Annotated in this window: 22 protein-coding genes; 6 read left to right on the forward strand and 16 right to left on the reverse strand. The window is 60.4% G+C overall.

The genetic code is table 11. The features are described 5' to 3' along the window. Positions 1-5 precede the first annotated feature (5 nt). The 3 genes from DX908_RS09445 to DX908_RS09455 all read right to left on the reverse strand — a co-directional run bounded on the left by DX908_RS09445 (position 6) and on the right by DX908_RS09455 (position 2524). On the reverse strand, positions 6-938 hold the full coding sequence (locus DX908_RS09445; protein WP_116392094.1) for a TraB/GumN family protein: 933 nt from the start codon (positions 936-938) through the stop codon (positions 6-8). A 63-nt stretch (positions 939-1001) separates the two neighbouring features. Beyond that, positions 1002-1478 carry a hypothetical protein gene (locus DX908_RS09450; RefSeq protein ID WP_116392095.1) on the reverse strand — a complete coding sequence of 159 codons (477 nt, stop codon included), beginning with the start codon at positions 1476-1478 and terminating at the stop codon, positions 1002-1004. A 68-nt stretch (positions 1479-1546) separates the two neighbouring features. Next, positions 1547-2524, reverse strand: coding sequence for an ABC transporter ATP-binding protein (locus DX908_RS09455; protein WP_116392096.1), 978 nt, complete (start codon positions 2522-2524; stop codon positions 1547-1549). Positions 2525-2669: 145 nt separating this feature from the next. On the opposite strand from DX908_RS09455, the gene DX908_RS09460 reads away from it, so the two are divergent. Both DX908_RS09460 and DX908_RS09465 read left to right on the forward strand, forming a co-directional pair. Continuing rightward, the gene (locus DX908_RS09460) at positions 2670-3038 is read left to right on the forward strand and encodes a bleomycin resistance protein (RefSeq protein WP_116392097.1); all 369 of its coding nucleotides are present in this window, start codon (positions 2670-2672) and stop codon (positions 3036-3038) included. A gap of 67 nt (positions 3039-3105) precedes the next feature. Beyond that, complete coding sequence (locus tag DX908_RS09465) at positions 3106-3384, forward strand: zinc-finger domain-containing protein (RefSeq protein WP_116392098.1); 279 nt, start codon at positions 3106-3108, stop codon at positions 3382-3384. Here the strand turns inward: DX908_RS09465 and DX908_RS09470 are convergent. From DX908_RS09470 to DX908_RS09485, 4 genes are all read right to left on the reverse strand, one after another. Then, positions 3381-3920: a hypothetical protein gene (locus tag DX908_RS09470; protein ID WP_116392099.1), complete on the reverse strand. Its 540-nt coding sequence runs from the start codon at positions 3918-3920 to the stop codon at positions 3381-3383. The genes DX908_RS09465 and DX908_RS09470 overlap by 4 nt on opposite strands. Positions 3921-3981: 61 nt before the next feature. Continuing rightward, complete coding sequence (locus tag DX908_RS09475; protein WP_199564667.1) at positions 3982-4530, reverse strand: DUF2244 domain-containing protein; 549 nt, start codon at positions 4528-4530, stop codon at positions 3982-3984. Positions 4531-4588: 58 nt separating this feature from the next. Further along, on the reverse strand, positions 4589-5206 hold the full coding sequence (locus DX908_RS09480; protein WP_116392100.1) for a sulfotransferase family protein: 618 nt from the start codon (positions 5204-5206) through the stop codon (positions 4589-4591). Between the two features lie 66 nt (positions 5207-5272). After that, positions 5273-6163, reverse strand: a complete 891-nt coding sequence (locus DX908_RS09485) for a prephenate/arogenate dehydrogenase family protein (RefSeq protein ID WP_116392101.1) — start codon at positions 6161-6163, stop codon at positions 5273-5275. A gap of 99 nt (positions 6164-6262) precedes the next feature. On the opposite strand from DX908_RS09485, the gene DX908_RS09490 reads away from it, so the two are divergent. Together DX908_RS09490 and DX908_RS09495 are read left to right on the forward strand one after the other, a co-directional pair. After that, entirely contained in the window at positions 6263-6574 is a 312-nt protein-coding gene (locus DX908_RS09490) for an autorepressor SdpR family transcription factor (protein ID WP_116392102.1), read from the forward strand. Further along, on the forward strand, positions 6571-6951 hold the full coding sequence (locus DX908_RS09495) for an SdpI family protein (protein ID WP_116392103.1): 381 nt from the start codon (positions 6571-6573) through the stop codon (positions 6949-6951). The genes DX908_RS09490 and DX908_RS09495 overlap by 4 nt, the downstream gene beginning before the upstream one ends. Here the strand turns inward: DX908_RS09495 and DX908_RS09500 are convergent, their stop codons facing one another. The 4 genes from DX908_RS09500 to trmD all read right to left on the reverse strand — a co-directional run bounded on the left by DX908_RS09500 (position 6952) and on the right by trmD (position 10744). Next, complete coding sequence (locus DX908_RS09500) at positions 6952-8649, reverse strand: ArnT family glycosyltransferase (protein WP_116392104.1); 1698 nt, start codon at positions 8647-8649, stop codon at positions 6952-6954. Beyond that, a complete protein-coding gene (locus DX908_RS09505; protein WP_116392105.1) occupies positions 8646-9431 on the reverse strand; it encodes a glycosyltransferase family 2 protein in 786 nt (261 codons plus the stop codon). The genes DX908_RS09500 and DX908_RS09505 overlap by 4 nt, the downstream gene beginning before the upstream one ends. A gap of 174 nt (positions 9432-9605) precedes the next feature. Beyond that, positions 9606-10022, reverse strand: a complete 417-nt coding sequence (gene rplS / locus DX908_RS09510; protein ID WP_116392106.1) for a 50S ribosomal protein L19 — start codon at positions 10020-10022, stop codon at positions 9606-9608. Next, positions 10019-10744, reverse strand: coding sequence for a tRNA (guanosine(37)-N1)-methyltransferase TrmD (gene trmD / locus DX908_RS09515; RefSeq protein ID WP_116392107.1), 726 nt, complete (start codon positions 10742-10744; stop codon positions 10019-10021). The genes rplS and trmD overlap by 4 nt, the downstream gene beginning before the upstream one ends. 342 nt (positions 10745-11086) lie before the next feature. Between trmD and DX908_RS09520 the strand changes: the two genes are divergently transcribed. Further along, on the forward strand, positions 11087-11518 hold the full coding sequence (locus DX908_RS09520; protein WP_116392108.1) for a hypothetical protein: 432 nt from the start codon (positions 11087-11089) through the stop codon (positions 11516-11518). A 238-nt stretch (positions 11519-11756) separates the two neighbouring features. On the opposite strand, the gene DX908_RS09525 is transcribed toward DX908_RS09520, so the two are convergent. Beyond that, positions 11757-12950, reverse strand: a complete 1194-nt coding sequence (locus tag DX908_RS09525; protein WP_116392109.1) for a hypothetical protein — start codon at positions 12948-12950, stop codon at positions 11757-11759. An 85-nt stretch (positions 12951-13035) separates the two neighbouring features. After that, positions 13036-13716, reverse strand: a complete 681-nt coding sequence (locus DX908_RS09530) for a helix-turn-helix domain-containing protein (protein ID WP_116392110.1) — start codon at positions 13714-13716, stop codon at positions 13036-13038. Between the two features lie 256 nt (positions 13717-13972). On the opposite strand from DX908_RS09530, the gene DX908_RS09535 reads away from it, so the two are divergent. Continuing rightward, the gene (locus DX908_RS09535; RefSeq protein ID WP_116392111.1) at positions 13973-16852 is read left to right on the forward strand and encodes a M16 family metallopeptidase; all 2880 of its coding nucleotides are present in this window, start codon (positions 13973-13975) and stop codon (positions 16850-16852) included. A 65-nt stretch (positions 16853-16917) separates the two neighbouring features. Here DX908_RS09535 and holA read toward each other — a convergent pair whose 3' ends face one another. From holA to leuS, 3 genes are read right to left on the reverse strand one after another with little or no spacing between them, the layout of a single operon-like run. Beyond that, entirely contained in the window at positions 16918-17979 is a 1062-nt protein-coding gene (holA, locus tag DX908_RS09540; RefSeq protein WP_116392112.1) for a DNA polymerase III subunit delta, read from the reverse strand. Then, entirely contained in the window at positions 17976-18554 is a 579-nt protein-coding gene (lptE, locus tag DX908_RS09545; RefSeq protein ID WP_116392113.1) for an LPS assembly lipoprotein LptE, read from the reverse strand. Before lptE ends, holA begins: the two co-directional genes overlap by 4 nt. Further along, positions 18554-21142 carry a leucine--tRNA ligase gene (gene leuS / locus DX908_RS09550; protein ID WP_116392114.1) on the reverse strand — a complete coding sequence of 863 codons (2589 nt, stop codon included), beginning with the start codon at positions 21140-21142 and terminating at the stop codon, positions 18554-18556. The genes lptE and leuS overlap by 1 nt, the downstream gene beginning before the upstream one ends. Positions 21143-21225 lie beyond the last annotated feature (83 nt).

Consider the following 21225-nt stretch of genomic DNA (forward strand, 5'->3'; position numbering starts at 1 on the left):
GACGACTACGGATTGACCCGGACGCTTTCGTGGCCGTGCTGGGTGAGATAATCCTGCACCGATTTAGCGCCAGCAAGGTGCCCGGCGCCGACGGCGACAAGGAAGGTACCTTCCTCTTCCTCGATCAGTCTGTCGATCTTCACGGCCCATTTCTCATTGCGCTCATAGAGCAGCTTGCTCGCAAGTTCTGGCGTTTCTTCCCAGCCATCGGACATGAATTCGGCCAAACCGTCCGCATCCCCATCATACCATAGGCCGACCATCTCGGCGAAATAGCCTTCGACATCTGAAAGCTCATCAACGCCTTCGATGAGCGATTTCGCCCAGACTTCGTCCGGCACATCGGCAATGATCTGGATCTGTTCGGCGAGGCCTTCGAAATAGCGCTGCGTCTTGCCTTCTTCACTCGCCCGAGCGCCGAGCAGCATCTCAATGCCTGCGGCCGGGTCACCGCCGGCTTTCGCCATGGCAAGCTGTGTCAGTTGGATGCTCGCAAACCATGGCCGCATATTGCCGAGCGCCTCAGCGGTGAGGCCATATTCTTTCAGCGCCTCATTCAGCTCTTCGCGCTGGTCAGCGGTGAAAAGGTCGGCGAATTTCCGTCCATCCGTATAAAAACCTTCTGACATGATCAGCGGGCTGGCGGCTTGGACTTCCTCGGGCGAGGTCACATTCGCTTCGAAAAAGACGGCATTCGCCTCGGCCCAGGCGGCTTCGAACGCGTCCGTCTCCCAGTCGAGATCGGGGTGGAGGATGTGGATCGTGCCCATCATATAGACGGTCGTGTCCGCGTCGCCTGTCTTCCAGATCGCAACATTGGACGGCCCCTCTGTCGCTTCGGCCAGTGTTTTGGGGGCGTCATCGGCGGCGAATGAGGTCGCGCCCGCAAAGGCGAGAGCCGAAACGCCGAGAAGCGCAGATTTAAGGGTCCGGGTCATGGAATTCTCCAATTGAAGGATCGCTGATCCCCTATATGGGGAGAGGTGTTCGGAAAAACGAGCTTACTTGACGCGCCGCACACGAATGGATTGACGGCTGTCATCGAGTTTCAGCCGGTAGCTGCCCATCGCCGCCTCGGTGATCGTGACGGTTTTCGGCGGCTTCTTCGAATTGACGCGGATGGGCCGGTCACTTGAGAGCTGGCGCCAGACCTGACCATTATCAAGAATGATCGTCAGGTGATCGGTCCGGTCAACGACAATCTCTGTAATGTCCGAATAGATGGCAGGCGCATCACCGCTTTTGACCAGCTCGCGTTTGGCCTCGAATTCCGCTTTCAGCTCTTCCTCGCTTTTCGGCGCGGCAAGCGTCGAGCGTGGGGCGGCAGCCTCAAGCGCCAGCGCTTCGGGAGCGGCTTCTTCACGGCCGGCCAAGCGGTCATAACAGGCGAGCCGCTCGGCGGGCACATCAATGACGCGGCAGGTCTCAAGGCTCGGTTGGCTGAGCGCGGCGCTGGCAATCAGAAGGCTGGTCAGCATGGGGCAGTCCCTTATCGACTTGCGACAAAACTATGGGATGCCCGGGGGCCCGTCAATCAAGGCGGAGCTTAGCTGTCCGAGCCGTAAGTCATCTCCATGAAGACATCTTCGAGGTCGGCCTCGACGGTGGAGAGGTCTTTGACGCTGATCCCGCTCTGGCTGAGCGCGGCGAGGATGTCGGCGACCCGCGTCGTGCTGGGGGTGTAGTCGATATATAGCGCGCCATCGCGAAGCTCGGTGCGGCAGGCATCGCCGATCTGCGGCAACGCCGTGATCTCATCTTCCGGCACGACCATCAAGGATTTGCGGTCGAGGCTCGCGATCAGCTCATCCTTGGGCTTCACGGTTTTCACCTCACCCTGATGGATGATGCCGATCGTATCACAGAGGGTCTGCGCCTCTTCGAGGTAGTGCGTTGTCAGAATAATCGTGACGCCGCGTTGGTGCATCTCGACGACCTGCTCCCAGAGCTGTTTGCGCAGCTCGATATCGACCCCGGCGGTCGGCTCATCGAGGATCAGGATCGGCGGGGAATGCACCATGGCTTTGGCAACGAGCAGGCGGCGTTTCATCCCGCCCGACAGCATACGGACATAGGCGTCGGCCTTGTCCTCCAGCCCCAGCGCGCGGAGGATTTCCATCGTGCGGCGCTGGTCTTTGGGCACACCGTAAAGCCCGGCCTGAATCTCCAGCCCTTCTTTGGGGGTGAAGAAGACATCCGCCGAGATTTCCTGCGGCACGACCCCGATTGAGGCGCGGGCCGAGCGGTGGTTCTTGTCGATGTCAAAGCCCCAGATCGAGACCTCGCCTTCGGTCTTGGTGACAAGGCCCGCAAGGATATTGATGAAGGTCGATTTGCCCGCGCCATTCGGGCCGAGCAGGCCGAACATCGAGCCGCGCGGAATGGTCAGGTCGATCCCTTTGAGGGCTTCTTTGGGCGGGGACTTCTTGGTGCCTGCATAGATCTTCTTCAGCCCGCGTGCGACAATCGCGGCGTCGGAGACTTCGGCATCTGCTGTGGAAACGGGGCGAGCATCATCTGGCATTGGGGCTATGTCGGCGCGCATGGGGGGCGGGTCAAGCAAGCAGAGCGGAAGAGTGTTTTACCTCAGCTAATCCAAAGGGCAGCCGGAGGGGTTGAGGCCCCCTCCCGAATATGTGTCAGAGGGGGAGGCAACAGGAGGATCTCTCATGGCATCCCGCGTCACCGCCAATCTGCCGAGCGCCGATTTCGACCGGACCGAAGAGTTCTACGGCAGGCTGGGTTTCGCGCGCGGCTACCGGGATGAGGGCTGGATGATCCTCGCCAATGGGCCTTACGAGATTGAATTCTTCCCGATGAATATCGACCCCGCTTCAAGCTGGTTCTCGGCCTGTCTCCGCACGGATGATCTCGATGGCCTATATGAGACCTTCTCTGCCGCGGGTCTGCCGCAGGATGACAAGGCCATCCCCCGCCTCGGCGAGCCGGTCGTGGAACCCCACGGCATCCGGCTTTTCTACATGCTCGATCCCGACGGCAGCCTGATCCGGGTGATCGATGAGGCCTATCAGGGCTGAGCGATCTTGAAAGCGCGCGCATTTTCTCTCATCAGGTGGCCTCTGACGTGAGAACTGGAATTCGATCATGGCCGCACCCACCATCGCCAAACCCGATCTTGCCGCGATCCTGCAAAAGGTGACCTTCCGCCCCGAGGCGCTCGAAGTCGTCTTTGTCGACCAGGCGCGGGTCGCCTGCGAAGGGCCGGGCGGCGCGTCCGGGCACCCGCGGACTTTCTATACGGTCGGGTATGAAGGCTATGCCGAGTGCAAATATTGCGACCGGCTGTTCGTCTATGACCCGGCGCGGGCCGGTGAGCAGGTCGAGGGCGAGGCTGTCCTCGCGCTGGCGGCGCCCGGCGCCTAACGCCGCCGCAGGATCTCTTCGCGCAAATCGCCCGGCGCTTTCTTATGATAGCGCCGCATCAGGACATAGACGACGGCGATCCAGAAGAAGAGCAGCCCGAAGAAATAATAGAACCCGGCCATGTCCTCGATGATGTAGGACAGCGTTTCCGGTGTCGTCTTACGCAAGAGCGAGGCATCGCCCGAGCCAAGATAAAGCTCGGCGGCCATGTCATTGGGCTGCGGGACCCAGCCCCATTGCTGGGCGTAATAAGCAAGCCCCGCCAAGAGGCCGAGGATGATCGGCGAGCCGAGCAGGAAAGTCCCCACTGTCGCGAGCAGATAGGCCGGAAAGCGCGGCATGTTCGTCTCGGTATAAATGACCTCGAAATCGGCTTCGCTGAGGCCCTCAAGCAGGGCTGCATCGGTCCGGCCGATGCGGGCGAACTCTTCCTTGGCGCCGATGCTCAGATCAGTCCGGATGCGGCGCTGCCAGTAATGAAGCGCGCCATAGCCGCCGCCGATCACGACGGCGCAGAAGAGAAGATAGTAGAGCATCAAAGCCTGCCTCGGTTGGAGAGGCTCCTTAAAGGGCGAAAGGGGCGTTGGGCAATGTCGCTCAGACCTTCGCCTTTGCCAGCGCCGCGCTGAGGGCGTCCGCAACTTCGCCGCGTTCTTTGGGAGAGAGGAAGCTGCCGACGATCAGGGTCTTGCCCTTCTCGATGAGGCGCATCTGGCTTTCATGCTCGATCGGCCGGTCGATCTCGACCCGTACCCAGAAAGGGTTGAGCTTCCAGCGCGTCTCATGACCGGAGGGCAGGACGCGAGAGACCCAGAGCGCGTCATCGGTCAGCATGATCCGCTCATGCCGCCGCCCCTGAACGTAGGAGAGCTTGAAGGCGAGCCAGACAATAAAGATGTCGACGCCGCAGAAAAACGCGACCGGCCACGCACCGGCCGTGAAATAGATCAGCGCATTCATGACATTGACCGCGATCACCACCGCCATGACCTGCCGGAATCCTTCCCAGCTCAAGGAACGGTTAGGGGTGAGAAGGGCGTGAAAGGCGAAGTCCTCATCCCGCGCGACAGGCTGCATGTCCTCGCGCCGGGCCTTGCCCGTCACGGTCGGCGCCATGGTCTCTAATGTGCGGATGCGCGTGTTCATGCAGGCATGATAGTCGGCGGGAAGGTGACCGTCACGTGACGGAATTGTCGCGTAGGCGTCAGCCTTTGCCCGACACCTTGTCCCAGAACTCGGCGCGGTCATTCGTGCGCGGAAAAGGCGTGTCCGGAACTGGCTGGCCGAGAAAGGCGCAAAGCGGCGCCCATCCTTCTTTCGCCTGAAAGACGAGGAGCCTGTCGGCCGGGATGGCGGCCTTCACCGCTTGCTCATGCGCGATGAACGCGTCGTGCAGTTCCTGCTTGCTTTTCTCTGGGGCAAATCCGGATTTCGCGATCACCCGCTCGGCCATATTCAGCCAGTCGCGCATTTCCTCCGGGGCCTGATCTTTGCTGCAGATCAGCGTGTGGATGGTAGAGGAGTAGCTCTCCGTCCAGCTTTCTGGGCTGCGGGTGGAGAGGACGAATTTGGCTTCCGGGTAGGCGGCGGAAAGTTCACGGAAGAACGCTCCTGTCGGCCAGTCGACCGCGCTTTGATACCCGTCATAGATCGCCGCCCAGTCCGGATTGCCGTCAGCGGCAGCAGACCACAGCGGCACCTGCGTCGGCATGTTGAGCAGCACTTCTTCCATGTGATGGCATGGGCCGAGGCCAAGCACATTAAGGGCAAGTTTGAGTGAATAGGTTCCCGTGCGGCCAACGCCGGCGCCAATAACTTTCATGTTTCTGGTGTCTCCCCCTGAAAGGGACACTCTAAAGGAGGCGGCGACCGCCACCAAACGGGAAACTCACTCGTCCTGTCCGGCCTCAATCACCTGACGGCGGATCTCTCTTGTCCGGGTAAAGAGCTTGTGAAGCGCGTCGCCGTCCTCCCAGCGGATGGCGCGCTGCAGGGAGGAGAGGTCTTCGGAGAACCGGCCCAGCATCTCGAGCACCGCATCCTTATTGGCAAGGAAGATGTCGCGCCACATATCCGGGTTCGAGGCGGCGATCCGCGTGAAGTCCCGAAAGCCGCCTGCGGAATATTTGATGACTTCGCTTTCGGTCACGGTTTCAAGATCGGCGGCCGTGCCGACGATGTTGTAAGCAATCAAGTGCGGGATGTGGCTGGTGATCGCAAGGACGAGGTCATGATGCTCCGCCTCCATCACTTCGACTTTACTCCCCAGCGCTTCCCAGAAGGATTTGAGTTTCTCCGTGGCCGCCGCATCGGCGCCATCAGGCGGGGTCAGGATTGTCCAGCGGCCTTCGAAAAGCTCGGCAAACCCGGCCTCGGGGCCTGAATTCTCCGTACCCGCCACGGGATGAGCGGGGATCAGGTGGACGCCCTCAGGCGCGTGGGCGGCCATCGCCTTGAGGGCGGAGAGCTTGACCGAGCCGACATCGCTTAAAGTGGCGCCGGGTTTCAGCGCGCCGGCAATCTCCTTTGCCAGCGCATCGAAGGTGCCGACCGGGGTACACAGAACGACCAGATCGGCGTCCGCGACGGCTTTTGCGGCATCGGTCTCGGCGCGGTCAACGAAGCCCAGCTCGACGGCTTTCTTGCAGACAGCCTCGTCCCGGTCCGCGCCGATGATCTCGCCCGCAACGCCCGCGCGGCGCATGGCATGGCCAAGCGAGGAGCCGATAAGGCCCAGCCCGATCAGGGTCACACGGTCATAGAGTGGCGTCTTGGTCATGATAGCGGCCCGGCAGATAAAGATCCCTGTTGGCCTGCCGCCGGTCTTGCCGTCAAGCGAGGCTTGACAACGATTAGACAATTAGCTAATTATCAATTCATGACCAGCGTATTCAAGGCCCTCTCCGACCCGACCCGGCGCAAAGTGCTCGAGCTCCTCAAACAGGGGCCGATGTCGGCCGGCGAGCTGGCGGGCCATTTCGTCGTCTCCAAACCGACCATGTCGGCGCATTTCTCGGTCCTCAAGGAAGCGGACCTCGTTCACGCGGAAAAGGACGGCAAGCAGGTCATCTATCATCTCAAGCTCTCCGTACTCGAAGAAGCCTTGCTCGGTCTTGCCGGATCATTCGGGATCGCGATGCCGGGAAAGCAGGCTAGCGGGGGCGTTGCCAAAGGAGAAACGGCAAAATGAAACAGGTCACAACTTCCCTTATTTTTGCTGTTATGATGATCGGTTCAGCGCTGGCTATGGCGTATGCGGATCAGCTCGGCCTGAAGGAGCCTGCCGATGAACGAATCTATGGTGTCATGATTGGTTTCATGCTCGCCTGGTTCGGGAATATCATGCCCAAACAGGGGCCGGAAACCAATTGTGCGCAATGCAGCCCCTCAAAAGGGCAAAACATGCGTCGGTTTGCCGGGTGGGTTTTCGTGATTGCGGGACTGGCTCATGGCGCCGTCTGGCTCGCTGCGCCGCTTGAGGTTGCCAACTACATCGCGATGGGAATTGTAGCTGGGGCGCTGGTGCTGGTGATAGGCCGCGCGACCGTCACCCGCGCCTGGGTGTGATTATTCCTGTGCGGAGGGCCAGTTCAGCTGGCCTTCCTCCAGGATAAAGATCGTCAGGTCGAGATCGTCGCCTTTGACGTAATTGTGCCCACTGACGATATTGACCGGATAGGGCGCAACCCCTTCTTCTGACATTGCGGCCAGAAAGCCCTGCTGCTCGGTCACATCGATGATGGCGACACCGCATTCCCAGTGGCCCAGCAGGAACTCTGCCGATTGCGCGCCGGTATCGGCAAGATATGTCCGTGTCCCGAGATAACGGACATTGGACGGCTCGCGATAGCCTGCGGTCGTCGCCATGATCTCTTCACAGCCGGTCAGTTTCCCGACTTCCTGCGCAACGTAGTAAGACGGCCAGAGTGGCTTGAGGGCCGGAATGGCACCCTGAAAGACAGCCCAGTATGTGCCGATACCAGCGGCCATCAGGACGGCGAGGCGGGGCAGTGCTGACGGGCGTCGCGCGGCCATGATCCCGGCACCGATAGCGATCAGCCCAAAGATGATCGCCAGCACATTCGGCGCGCTCATCATTGTGGTGCCAAGATAATCCGCCGCAATCATCGGCACGGCGGCGAGGATGGCGGTGGCCAGCACGAAAAGCCCGAGGAAGGCCAGATGGATCCGGCGCGGCCATTTCTTCGACCAGAGCTCGGCGGCATCCTTGATGCCCCATGCGGCAAGGATTGCCAGCGCCGGCATGGCGGGGAAAATGTAATGCGGCAGCTTGGTCGCGATCAGCTCGAAGATCAGCCATGTCGGGACCAGCCAGCAGATCAGGAATTTGACGGCCGGGTGCTCGCGTTTCGTCCAGGCAAGGCCCGCAGCGAGCCCGACAAACAAAGTGCCCGGCCAGAAGGTGATCGGCAGGAGGAGCGTGTGATAGCCGAAGGGCCCTGCATGGCTGTCATCGCTTTCGGCGACCTTGCCCAATAATGCGTGCCCGACCGATTCCATGAAGAAACCGCCATCGGTCTTGATGTTGATGGCGATCAGCCATGGCAGAGCGATGGCCGCAGCCACCAGCACGCCGAATAGCGGACGGATGCGTTTGAGGACGCCCCAGTCGCGCGTCCAGATGCCGTAAGCCGCGATCGTCGAGACCGAAACGAGGGTGACGATCGGCCCCTTGATCATCAGCGCGGCGCCCGTTGCTGCCCAGAAGATGAGCGGTGCCCCGATGAATTTCGGTCTTGGCGATCCCTTCGCCTGAGTGAGAAGGAAGAAGAGTGCGGCCTGCGCGATCACGCCTGCGGCCAGCAGCATGGCATCGGTCTTCGCTGTGCGCGCCTCGACAGCCGCCATCAGGGTCAGGCCGAGCATCACGCCTGCGGCCATCCCGCCTTGCGCGCCGATGATCCTTGCGCCCAGCCATGCGGTGAGGATCCCGCCGATCAGTACACCGATGAGGGAGGGCAGGCGGAACGCCCAGATCGGCGCGTCCGGTCCGCCAAAGGGGGCGGAGGTTGCCACCTGCATCCAGTATATGCCCGCCGGCTTCACCCAGCGCGGATCTTCCTGAAAGCGGATGTCGATATAATCGCCCGTCTCCATCATCTGTGATGAGGCTTGCGAGTAACGCGCCTCGTCCCGGTCCATCACGGGAATCGAGAAAAAGCCGGGCAGGAGGGCAAGGAGCAGGATCGCGATCAGTGCGCCCCATTCTCGTGTGTTCAGTGTCTTGCGCAGATCGCCAGTCACGCTTTGTCCTCATGGGGGCGAAGAAGAAGCTCTTTTGACGGATAATGTGTCCGCCGCATCAGCCAGATGACACCCATCAGGTCGAAAAGACCCGCAAAGGCGCGGCCGATATTGGAATATTTTGAGGCGCCGTGAACGCGCGGGCGGTTATCGACCGGCACATAGCGCGCTTCATAGCCGAAATGCTGAACGAGCGCGGGCAGATATCTGTGCACCGCATCGAAGAAAGGCAGCGACAGGAACACATCGACCGGCAGCAGCTTTAGCCCGCAGGCCGTGTCCGGGCAGTCATCCTTGAGGAGGCTGCGGCGCAGGCCATTGGCAAAGCGCGAGGCATATTTGCGGTTATTGCCGTCCGTACGCTGCTTTCTGACGCCGCCGACAATGCCGACCGTCTCGATGGTCGAGAGATCAACCTCGCCAGTCAGCGCCAGCATGTCTTTGGGATCATCCTGGCCGTCACCATCCATGGTCGCCATCCAGCGCCCGCGTGCCTGCAACGCGCCCGTGCGCAGGGCCGCGCTTTTGCCCGCCCGATTGGGGTGAAGGGCGAAGCGGAGCTGCGGATTGGCCGCCAGCATTCCTTCGACCACGGCGCCCGTGCCGTCATCCGAGCCATCATCGACGATGAGGAGTTCGGCGGATCGGCCAGCGAGGGCGGCCAGCACTTCTTCGATCACCGGGCCGATATTTTCGACTTCGTTGAAGACGGGGATCACGACCGTGAGGTCGGGGCGGGCCGCAGGGGGCTGGGGAGCGTCAGAAGTAGGGGTCGAGGACATGCAATCTCAACTGGGCTAACCGGCCCTTTCGAGGGCCAGACAATCAAACTTGCCGTCATCCAGCATGAAACTCGGGCGAGCGAAACTCCCGATCATGCGAAAACGGCGGTTGGCGAGACGCAGACAGCAAAAAGGCCCCGGAAAGGGGCCTTCGCTTGAGCTTTGGGGCTCTGCTTATTCTTTGTCGGCGGCTTTGCCGGACTTTTTCTTGCCAGCTTTCGCCGCAGCCTTGCCGCGATAATCGACCTTTTCGGCGATCCGGGCAGATTTCCCGCGACGGCCACGAAGATAGTAAAGCTTGGCGCGGCGGACTTTACCGCGGCGGACGACTTCGATGGAATCAACCAGCGGCGAGTAGATCGGGAAAACCCGCTCAACACCTTCACCAAAGGAGATCTTGCGGACGGTGAAGCTCTCATTGAGGCCCCGGCCGCCACGGCCAATGCAGACGCCTTCGAAAGCCTGGAGACGCTCGCGCGTACCTTCACGGACTTTCACCAGCACGCGCAGCGTGTCGCCGGCGGCAAAGGCAGGAACTTCGGGTTTGAGTTCGGCGGCGTGTTCCGCCTCGAGCTGTTCAATAATATTCATGACGGCGATCCGTCCTTTTCCTTGTCGCCGGATTGGACCCCGCCATTCCCATCGGAAAGCAGGTCGGGTCGTCGCGCGCGCGTCAATTTAAGAGCCTCTTCCCGCCGCCATGCCGCGATCTTCTTGTGATCACCGGATAACAGCACTTCAGGGATTGAGGCCCCCTCGAAATCTCTTGGCCGGGTATATTGAGGATATTCAAGCAAACCCTGCTCGAAGGATTCCTCTGCCCTTGAAGAAGGCGCGCCCAATACACCGGGGATCAGCCGCACGCAAGCCTCTATCAGGGCCTGGGCGGCAACTTCGCCGCCGGCGAGGACGAAGTCACCAATCGAGACTTCTTCAAGGTTTCTGGCGGCGATCACTCGCTCATCGACCCCCTCGAACCGGCCGCAGACAAAGACCGCGCCGGGCCCTTGCGCCAGCTCATGGGCGCGGGTTTGCGTGAAGGGGCGCCCACGAGGGGAGAGAAGGAGGCGCGGGCGGGTCTCATCGCCCAAGGCGTCGATGGTTCGGGCAAGCACATCGGCGCGCATCACCATGCCCGGCCCGCCGCCTGCGGGCGTGTCATCGACGGTGCGGTGTTTGTCGTCTGCAATGTCACGCGGGTTCAGCGTGTCGAGGCTCCACAGCCCGTCGGCAAGCGCACGGCCCAGCACCCCGACGCCGAGCACGCCGGGAAAGGCATCGGGATATAGAGAGATGACGGACGCTTTCCACATGGGAGGAGGGGTTTGGCGGAGGACGACGCGAGGGGCAAGGTTTTCGGCTAGTTGTGGGAGAGGTGCTCAAACATCATTTTGCGGAGTGCATTTTGTGCGCATTCGGATGGTGCATACACGAAGTAATGTAATCACCATTGCGGAAGGGCCAAACGATCTAAGTGAGCCTACATTTTGAACAATAATCAAGGATGGCTCGGCAACGCGAGAAAGGTTGTTGAAATTTCGGACTTGCAGTTAGTGTGAGGATGATGCCCCAGGCGCATACTTCATCGATGTAGCAAAACCCTTGTTGACCAAGAACAGCCAACCTGATTTGCTGCGGTTATAAGGGGAGTGAAAATGGGGCGAACGGAATCAATCTTCCTAGGTATTTTGCTGTTGGCAACTGTACTCGCGGTTGTCACCGTAGTGATACGGACGGATACAAGATCTGCTGAGCTCATGGGTGACTCAGAGATTCAAGCAAAACTAAAAGTTTTAGACGAAATAAACGCGTCAATTTCGAGTGCCCAGGATCAACTTGAGAGGCTGGATCAGCAAGTGGCACTGATGACGGACTTTGTTGCCAAAGGCGACGACCCCTCTCAGCTTCGCGATATTACTCTGATGCGGCGCTTGGATCGGTTGGACGACAAATTTGAAATCTATCGGAATGAAGAAATCAAAAGACAGGAAGAGCGAGAAAGACAAGACTACCTGATAAATGTCAGCTTCACTTTGATCGGTGCGCTACTGGGTTATGCCATTAGCTATGCATTCCGGCCTAGGTAGGACTTTTTCTTGGAACAAGGTGCGTCAAGAATATCAGAACTCTATCAATCGTTCGAAGTTGTCTACAGTTTAAATCTTCCACGCCAAGGCGCGGCGCCTCTCTGCTTAAATCTCGGCCTTGCAATTCCAAGGACCGCCATGATCAGAAATGCACGTTTCACTGCCGCGTGCCTCACCTTACCCGGCGCACATTAGACGAGAATAAAAAAGCAGGGGCAAGCGCGGGGCCACGCCCGTTTCAGCGGGCGGCGGCAGCCTTTTCCTCTGCGATATCATACCATTTCTGGACCGCCTCTTGCCCAGCGACTTCTGCGGCCCGGCGGCGGACTTCGTCCGGGGTCAGAAGACCCCGATCGAGCGCGGATTTGAACCAGTCCGCATAGACGCCGCCTGTTTCGGCAAAGCCGTCTTCTTTCATCGCATGATAAAGCGCGGCGGCGAGGAGGTGCATGCCGTCATCGCGGCTGCTCCATCGCGGACCGGGTTCGGCAGCGAAGTCAAAATGCTCCGCCAGCAGCTGGTCGAGCGCTTGCGTTGAATCCTCATCGATCAGTCCCATGAAACTGTTATAGCCAAAGGCCGGGTTATGGTTCTCAACGATGGAGATGATCCACGGGTCTTCCTCAAGAGGCTTCAGCTTCTCAAGCAGCTCCTTGTCCTGACGATCAAAGGGCGGATGGAAAATTTCATGCGCTGCGACGTGCAGATGAGTGTCGGGATCAAGATGATAGACAGCAAGGAAGCGCTGCCCCTTGATTCTGATACCGTAGGGATGCACGAAGCGCACAACGATCAGCTCGATTTCGGGATCAAGATCCCGCCCAAGATAAAGCTCATGATACGGAATGAGATCGTAACCGGAGACAGCAGGCTCAATCGCCGCAATGGCCTCATTGAGGCGCGGCAGCGTGTCTTTCGCATAGAACTCCTCAAGACCGACTTCCTTCAGCCCTTCAAGCGCGAGAGCGATGTCGGGCATGATCTGTAGGGCGGCCGCGTAGTTCCGCTCGCTCCAGTCGGCCTCCGCCATCAGTCCCGGTTTCAGATAGGTCTCAGGATCTTTGGCTGAGCGCAGGACATCGTCGAGCGTATCGGTGGGGCCAGCGGAGAAGAAATTGACTAGCGTCGGGCCGGTCAGGCGTTTTTTCTCGACACGGAGGTTCTGGTCGATGCGGTCGAGCGCTGCCACGGACGCAGGCGGCATTTTCTCGCGCAGGAACCCGATGGTCTCGGCGTAATAGGGGGCTTGCAGCACATCACCCGAGATCACCCCGATCAGGAGGAGGGCATCAAGTCCCGGCGAAGTGCTGACGACCCATTGGGTCTGCGTCTGCTCTACCTTATCCGTAGACGGCGGAACGGTGGCGCAGGCCCCCAGAATGATTGTCAGGACGAGGGCAATCCCTGATCGTCTCCAGCCGAGAAATGACATCGCACTATCCTTCCGAAGTCCGGCCCCTGCCGGTGATCAGCGATGCCTAGCTCATTGGCGGGGCTCCCGACTTGAACGGATTTGATCAGGCCGCGCGAAAAGTGGCCGGTGTCCGGCCGGTGGCGGATTTGAGCGCCCTTGTCAGATGCGGCTGATCGGCAAAGCCGCAAAGCTGGGCCGTCTCGGCGATGGAGGCGCCGTCCCGCAGCTCTTGAATGGCGCGCCTGATCTGGGCCTCCCGCCTGATGTCGGTGGGCGGGCTGCCGAGCCAGCGCCGGCAGACCCGGCTGGCATGCGGCACACTGACACGGCAGGCCGTCGCGGCGGCCTCGATCCGCCAGCCGCAGAAAAGGAGCGCGAGGAACTCATCGAGCCATTGCGGCGGCGCAATCGGGGCCTGCGGGGTCGCCTCCTCAAGAAGGGCGAGCGCGGCGTCATGCTTTGAGGCTTCGGCCAGCCGGATCAGCTCATCCGTCGCCGGGGTCGCATAGACACCATAGCCTGTCTCATCGGCGGGCCCGGCGGGCAGGGGGATGTTGCAGACTTCGCAATCGCCCTCGCCAAATTCATTGGCATGGGCGTGATAGGTCGGATGAATGACAATATGGCCGGGGCCGCAATCATACCGGCCATCAAGCCCGCTTTCGATATAGCGCCCGGTCAGAATGATGGCGGCATAGGCATTCTCATGCCGGTGCGCGGGAAGGACATCGCCTCCCCTGAAGCGATCCGCCTCCATGGCCGGAATGCGAATGAGCACCGTCATCTTCCTCGGCTCCACTGACCTGCCGGGCAGCCCGCTTGCGGGTGCCTGTTAAGGAAAGGATGCCACCGGCGCGGGCACTTGCAAAGCGGCCTAGCGCCGTAATTCCGGGGGATCACAAGGCTTTAAGGGGCGACAGAGACAGCTCCGGGCGGTAAAGCGCCCCTCATTGACTATCAATAAAGGTGGGGCCACGGTGCCGCCGCAAATCCAGAAGCCAGCGGGCCTTTCCCGCAGCATGTTCCTTGGGGAGCCAAAAATGCGCAGATCTCTCATTATTTCGACCGCTCTTGCCGCCGCGCTGGCGCTGACGGCCTGTGAAACGACCGGCTCGACCGGCAGCTCGATGGAGGACATGGCGCTGCCCGGCGGCATCAAGCTCGTCGAGAAAGTCACGAAAAAGGGCGATGAAGTCGTCATCCCCTATTCCAAATATGTCCTGCCGAACGGCCTGACCGTCATCCTGCACGAAGATGATTCAGACCCGCTGGTCCATGTTGATGTGACCTACCATGTCGGCTCTGGCCGTGAGGAGATCGGCAAGTCGGGCTTTGCGCACTTCTTCGAGCACATGATGTTCCAGGGGTCGGAAAATGTCGGCGACGAAGAGCACTTCAAGATCGTCTCTGAATCGGGCGGCACGCTGAACGGCACGACCAACACCGACCGCACCAACTATTTCGAGACCGTCCCGTCAAACCAGCTTGAGAAAATGATCTGGCTCGAAGCGGACCGCATGGGCTTCCTTCTCCCCGCCGTCACGCAGGAGAAGTTCGAGGTCCAGCGCGAGACCGTGAAGAACGAGCGCGGCCAGAACTATGACAACCGCCCTTACGGCCTGATCCGCGAAAAAGTCGCCGAAGCGATGTACCCGGAAGGCCATCCTTATAGCTGGCTGACGATTGGTTATATCGAAGATCTCAACCGCGCCGACCTTGATGACCTCAAGCGCTTCTTCCTGCGCTGGTACGGACCCAACAACGCGGTACTGACGATTGGTGGCGACCTCGACAAGATGCAGACCCTCGAATGGGTCAACAAATATTTCGGCTCGATCCCGGCTGGCCCGGAAGTCGCAGACCCCGTGCCGACCGAGGTCACGCTCGATGCTGACCGTTATATTTCGTATGAGGACAATGTCTCCCTGCCGCTGGTATGGATGACCTTCCCGACGGTACATGTCTATCACCCGGATGAGGCGCCGCTTGACGTGCTCTACTCCATCATGGGCGATGGCCGGACCTCGCTTCTCTACAAGAACATGGTCAAGGACGGCTATGCCGTGCAGGCCAGCGCCAGCCATGGCTGCAGCGAGCTTCATTGTCAGTTCACGATGTTTGCCCTGCCGAACCCGGCCAGCGGCAAGTCGCTCACCGATCTTGAGCAGATCATGCGCGACAGCCTCAAGGAATTCGAAGAGCGCGGTGTGCTCGATGACGACCTTGAGCGTGTGAAGGCCGGTATCCGCGCGAGCAATATCTTTGGTCTTGAAAGTGTTCGCGGCAAGGTCAGCCAGCTGGCGGCCTTCGCCACCTTCGCTGACACGCCGAACTACATCCAGAAAGAGATCGACCGCTATGACGCCGTCACGAAAGAGGACGTCATGCGGGTCTATGAGAAATATATCAAAGACAAGTCCGCGGTGATCCTCTCTGTTGTGCCGAAGGGCCAGCCGGACATGGTCGCGGCGCCTGACAATTGGACCTTCCCGGGACGGACGATCCCGGAAGCCTCAGATGATGACAGCGCTCTAGCGCTGCGCATCCCGGCGGATGACTTTGACCGGTCGATGCAGCCGGCGGCTTCGGGTGAGAACCCGGTTGTCACCCTGCCGACCCTGTGGCGCGATGAGCTGTCGAACGGCGTTGAAGTCCTCGGCGCGATCAACGACGAAACGCCGACGACGGCCATTTCGCTCCGCATTGAGGTCAGCCAGCGCGATGAACCGCTTGAGAAACTCGGCCTCGCCGAAATCACGGCGGCGATGCTGAATGAAGCAACGCAAGAGTCGACCAACGAAGAGCTGTCGAACCGTCTGGCGAAGCTCGGCTCGTCGGTTTCGGTCAGCGCCGGTAGCCGTTACACGACGATCACTGTTCGTTCGCTCACGGAAAATCTCGATGAGACGCTCGCCATTGCGCGCGAACGCCTGCTTGAGCCGGCCTTCAACGAGGACGACTTCCAGCGGGTGAAAGGCCAGACGATCGAGGGCATCAAGCAGTCGAAGACGCAAGCGTCGGCGACCGCCAGCCAGGTCTTCACCCAGCTTATGTACGGCAATGACAATGCCTTTGCGTGGCGCGATGCGGGCCGTGTCGACACGGTCGAGACCATCACGCTCGATGATGTCAAAGCGTTCTATGACACCTATTATAAGTCTGGTGCAGGTAGCATCATTGCGGTCAGCGACTTGCCTGAGAAGAAGATGATGGCCAGCCTTGCGGCCTTCTCGCCGTGGAGCGGGGATGCAATGCCGCAGAAGGAGCTCGCGCCCTTCCCAGCCATCGATGCGAGCAAGCTCTATCTCATCGACAAGCCGGGTGCGGCCCAATCCGAGATCCGGATTGGTAAGCGCGCCCTGCCATTCGATGCGACGGGCACATACTATAAAGCAACGCTGATGAACTACGCCCTTGGCGGCGCGTTCAACAGCCGGATCAACCTCAACCTGCGTGAAGACAAGGGCTATACCTACGGGGCTCGCTCATTCTTCTCCGGCTCCGATCAGTATGGGGAGTATCGGGCGCAGGCAGGTGTCCGTAAGGATGCAACGGCCGCGTCCATCGTTGAATTCTTCAGCGAGATCGGCAGCTATCAGGAAGATGGCATCTCCGAGGACGAACTGGCCTTCACCAAGCAGGCGATCGGCCAGTCCGAAGCCCGCGATTATGAAACGCCGTTCCAGAAGCTCGGCTTCCTCTCGCAGATCCTGACCTATGATCTGCCGGATGATTTTGTTGATGAGCAGCAGGACATCCTCCGCAACCTGACGAAGGAGAATGTCGACATGCTGGCAGCCGAGCTGCTCGATGGTGACATGGCGCTGGTCGTGGTTGGCGACAAGGAGGCCATCTGGGATGAGCTCGAAGCGCTGGGCCGTGAGATCGTCGAACTCGACGAAAACGGCATGCCGAAATAATTCCCTGACGGGAACATGAATTGAGGAAGGGCCGGGCGGCAATGTCCGGCCCTTTTTCTATGGAACTAGCTGCGTGAGCGTCCCGCCATCATGGAGAGGCGCAGCAGCGTCCGCTCGACAAGTTCCGCCTGCGGCATGCCGGTTCGCTTGGAATCAAGATCCGTCACATAAACATCCCTGACTGCCTGCCGGAGGCGCGGCAGCGGCCAGGAGGTGAGGGCGCGGGAGAAACTGCGCTGCTCCCCGAAAAAGACAGGCGGACGCAGGGATTTGATGGCCGCCTCGCGGGCGGTGCCGCGATCAACCGCTTCCTGCACCGTCTGCAGGCGGAGAAGCTTGTTCTGAAGGATGCGTAAGATCGCCAGCGGCGAAACCCCGGCGCCGCGTGCGCGGTAGAGCGCTTCGGACAGCCGGCTCGTCTCCCCGCCCAGCGCAAGGTCGATGATCTCGAAGGTCGCATCGGACGTGCTCTCGGCCAGTGCCTCGCGGATATCCTCCGTGCTCACCGTTGCGGCCTCACCGCGCTGGGCTTTCGTGCCCTTATAGAGGATGAGCTTTTCCAGTTCCGAGCGGGTGATGCCGCGATCCTCGCCCAATCGGCTGGCGAGCGCCATCAGCGCCTCTTCCTCGATATCGAGCGCTTCGGCTTTCAGAGCTGATCGCAACGTGTCGAGCAGATCCTGTCCGTCCTCGGCATAACAGGCAATCGCCGCTGCGGCACGGCTGGCCTCACAGGCTTTGCGCAGGGCGCTTGTCTTTTTCAGCTCCCCGGCCTCAATCACGACCAGCGCATTGGGGGTCAGCTCATCGCTTTCCAGCGCCTTGAGGAGATGTTTGACGGCCTTGGTTACATGATCGCCGCTGCCGCGCACACGGATCAACCGCTCCCCGCCCATGAAGGAAAGCGCGGCAGCCTCATCGGCCAGTTGCCCGGTGGAGGTAATATCCGCCTCGCCCAGCTCAACCGCGTTGAAGGGGTCATTGGGGTCATCGACCACATGTTTGGAAAGCTGCGCTGCGCGTTCGCGGACCAGGCCCTGATCGGGGCCGTGAAACAGTGCGACATGTGTGCCCTGCGGCCTGCTTTTCAGGAAACGGGCAATATCGCCTGTCTTGATCGCTGTCATTGGCCCTGCGGCGGGGTGCCGGTGTCAAACCGTCCGTCCACGTCCAGAATATCCGGCAGCTCAACCTCATTGGCCTCAGGCGGGCGCCCGGCTAAATAAAGCGCCATGTCGGTTTCGATGCGTCGGGCAATCTCGACGGCGGCGCGGCGGGCGGCATCTTCGCGGCCTACGAGCGAGGCATATTGGCTGGAGACAACGCCATAGCTCGTCATCGCCGAAATGCTCTGGCGGTGAACGATCTTGCCGGTCTCCGTGTCGCGCAGTCGATAGGAGCCAAAGAGCGTGTAATCGAACCGTGTCGTGGCAGCAGAGCGCCGAACGACGGTGGCGGCCCGGCGGTCTTCAAGACTGACAAGCAACTCGTAACGCGGCGCCCCACCGGCGGGCTCGGGTAACAGGTCGCGCAGCTCTCGGTTTACCAGCCGCTGGATCTCGGGATTGGCTTCGATCCCGGCGATCTCAACCGAACGCAGCCCCTCGGCCACCGCACTGTCGCCGCCCGTCGAATAAAGCGGCGTGAAACCGCAGGCGGGCAGAGAAATCAGAAGAGCGGCAGCGAGGAGAGGGCGCAGCATTATCCCACCACGATGTTGACGATGCGTCCGGGCACCACGATCACTTTGCGCACATTCTTGCCCTCGGTAAAGCGCTGGACGTCAGGCATTGCGAGTGCGGCGGCCTCGATGTCGGCGTTCGGGGCGTCTTTTGCGATGGTCAGCTCACCGCGTTTCTTGCCCTGCACCTGCACCATCAGGGTCTGGGTGTCGGTCGCGAGCAGGCTTTCCTCGGCTCTCGGCCAGTCGGCATGACAGCAGAGGCCGTCACCGCCGAGTGTCTCCCAGCATTCCTCGGCAAGGTGCGGCATGAAGGGGGCGACCATACGGGTCAGCGCCGACAGCGCTTCGGCGGTCACGAATTTATTGGCGTCATCCGACACGCTGAGGCCCTTGAGGTGCCCAAGCAGTTCATAGAGCCGGGCAATCGCCTTGTTAAAGCGGAACTCCTCGATATCTTCCGTGATGCTCGCAATCGCGCCATGCACCGCGCGGCGGCGTTCTACCAGATCACCGGGCAGATCCGCAGGGCAGATTGCCGGGGCGCCTTTTGCTGCGCCGGGGAAGCCAGCGACGAGATCATAGACCCGGTTGGCAAAGCGCCAGGCGCCTTCCGCGCCGGCGGTCGTCCATTCGACATCGCGCTCAGGCGGGGAGTCAGAGAGGACAAAGAACCGGATCGCATCCGCGCCATAGGTGTCAGCCATCTCTTCTGGTGAGACGACGTTCTTCTTGGACTTGGACATTTTCTCGATGGGGCCAATTGCGATCTCGCTGCCGCCATCGATCAGGAATGCCTTGCTGCCCTTGACTTCGACTTCTTCGGGTGTCCGCCAATTGCCCTCTGCGTCCTTATACGTCGCATGTGTCACCATGCCCTGCGTGAAGAGGCGGGCGAAGGGCTCATCTGTATCGAGATAACCACAATCCTTCATGTTTCGTGCAAAATAGCGCGCATAAAGAAGGTGCAGGATCGCGTGCTCGATGCCGCCAATATACTGATCGACGGGCAGCCAGCGGCTCGCCTCTTTCGCATCGACCGGCTTGTCGCCGGGCTGGCTGGCAAACCGTGCGAAATACCACGAGGAGTCCACAAATGTGTCCATTGTGTCGGTCTCGCGCCGCGCCGCGCCGCCGCATTTGGGACAGGTCGTCTCGCGCCAGTCCTTGGCATAATCCTTATCAAGAGGATTGCCCGGCTCCTTGAAGGCTTCGGCAGGCACTTTCGGCAGCTCAACCGGCAACTGATCCACAGGGACAGGGACGATATCGCATTTCTCGCAGTGAATGACCGGGATCGGACAGCCCCAGTAACGCTGGCGGGAAATCCCCCAGTTCCGCAGGCGATAATTCGTGGTCCCCTGGCCCCAGCCCATTTCCTCGATTTTGGCGATGGCGGCGGGCAGGGCCTCTTCGGCCTTCATGCCGTCCATGAAGCCTGAATTGATCATCGTGCCGGGGCCGACATAGGCCTCATCCGCGACATCATAACCCTCTTCATCCGTACCCGTTGGCAGGACGACCGGAATGACGCTCAGATCATACTTCCGCGCAAAATCGAGGTCGCGCTGGTCATGTGCCGGGCAGGCAAAGATCGCGCCCGTGCCGTAAGTCGAGAGAATGAAATTCGCGACAAAGACCGGCAGTTCGCGATCATCGAAAGGATGCTTGCCGGTGACGGGCAGGCGATAGCCTTTCTTCTCGGCCTTCTCGATGGCTTCTTCGGAGGTGCCGGCGGCCTGGCATTCCTGAATGAATTTCTCGAGGTCAGGATCCGACTTCGCAAAATGCTTCGCCAGCGGATGATCCGGGGAGACGCCCAGGAAGCTTGCGCCGTAAAGCGTGTCCGGCCGGGTCGTGTAGATCTCCAGCCCCGAAATCGGCAGGCCCTCGCCATTGAGCGGAAAGCTCATCTGTAGGCCCTTGGATTTGCCGATCCAGTTGCGCTGCATCTCCTTGACGTGGGCGGGCCAGCCATCAAGACGGCCATCATCAAGCGCTGCGAGAAGATCATCCGCGCGCTCCACGATCTTGAAGAACCACTGATTCAGTGTACGGCGTTCCACGGGCGCGCCGGAGCGCCAGCCCTTGCCGTCGATCACCTGCTCATTGGCGAGCACCGTCATGTCGACGGGGTCCCAGTTCACTTGCGCTTCCTGCCGGTCGATGAAGCCCTTTTCGAGGAACTCAAGGAACAGCCGCTGCTGCTGGCCATAATAATCGACATCGCAGGTGGCGAGATCACGGCTCCAGTCGAACGAGAACCCGATGCGTTTGAGCTGGTCCCGCATCACATCCATGTTCGAATAGGTCCATTCGCCCGGATGCTTGCCGGTCTGCATCGCGGCATTCTCGGCCGGCATACCGAAGGCATCAAAACCCATCGGGTGCAGAACATCATGGCCGCGCGCGCGTTTGAACCGCGCGATCACATCGCCCATGGCATAGTTGCGGACATGGCCGATATGGATCTTCCCCGACGGATAGGGAAACATTTCGAGCACGTAGTATTTCGGCCGGTCGCCGGATAGCTCGGCGCGGAAGGCGTCGGCCTCCTCCCATGCTTTCTGCCATTTCTCTTCGGCGGCTCTGAAGGCGTATTTGGCCATGCTGGAAATTCTTCTCTTTTCGTCGTTCAGTTCATGCGGAGCCCGCCTTCTGGCGCGGGGCGCGGGGCGCGGCAAGGGACTGA

The sequence above is a fragment of the Parvularcula marina genome (assembly GCF_003399445.1).
Taxonomy (GTDB): domain Bacteria; phylum Pseudomonadota; class Alphaproteobacteria; order Caulobacterales; family Parvularculaceae; genus Parvularcula; species Parvularcula marina.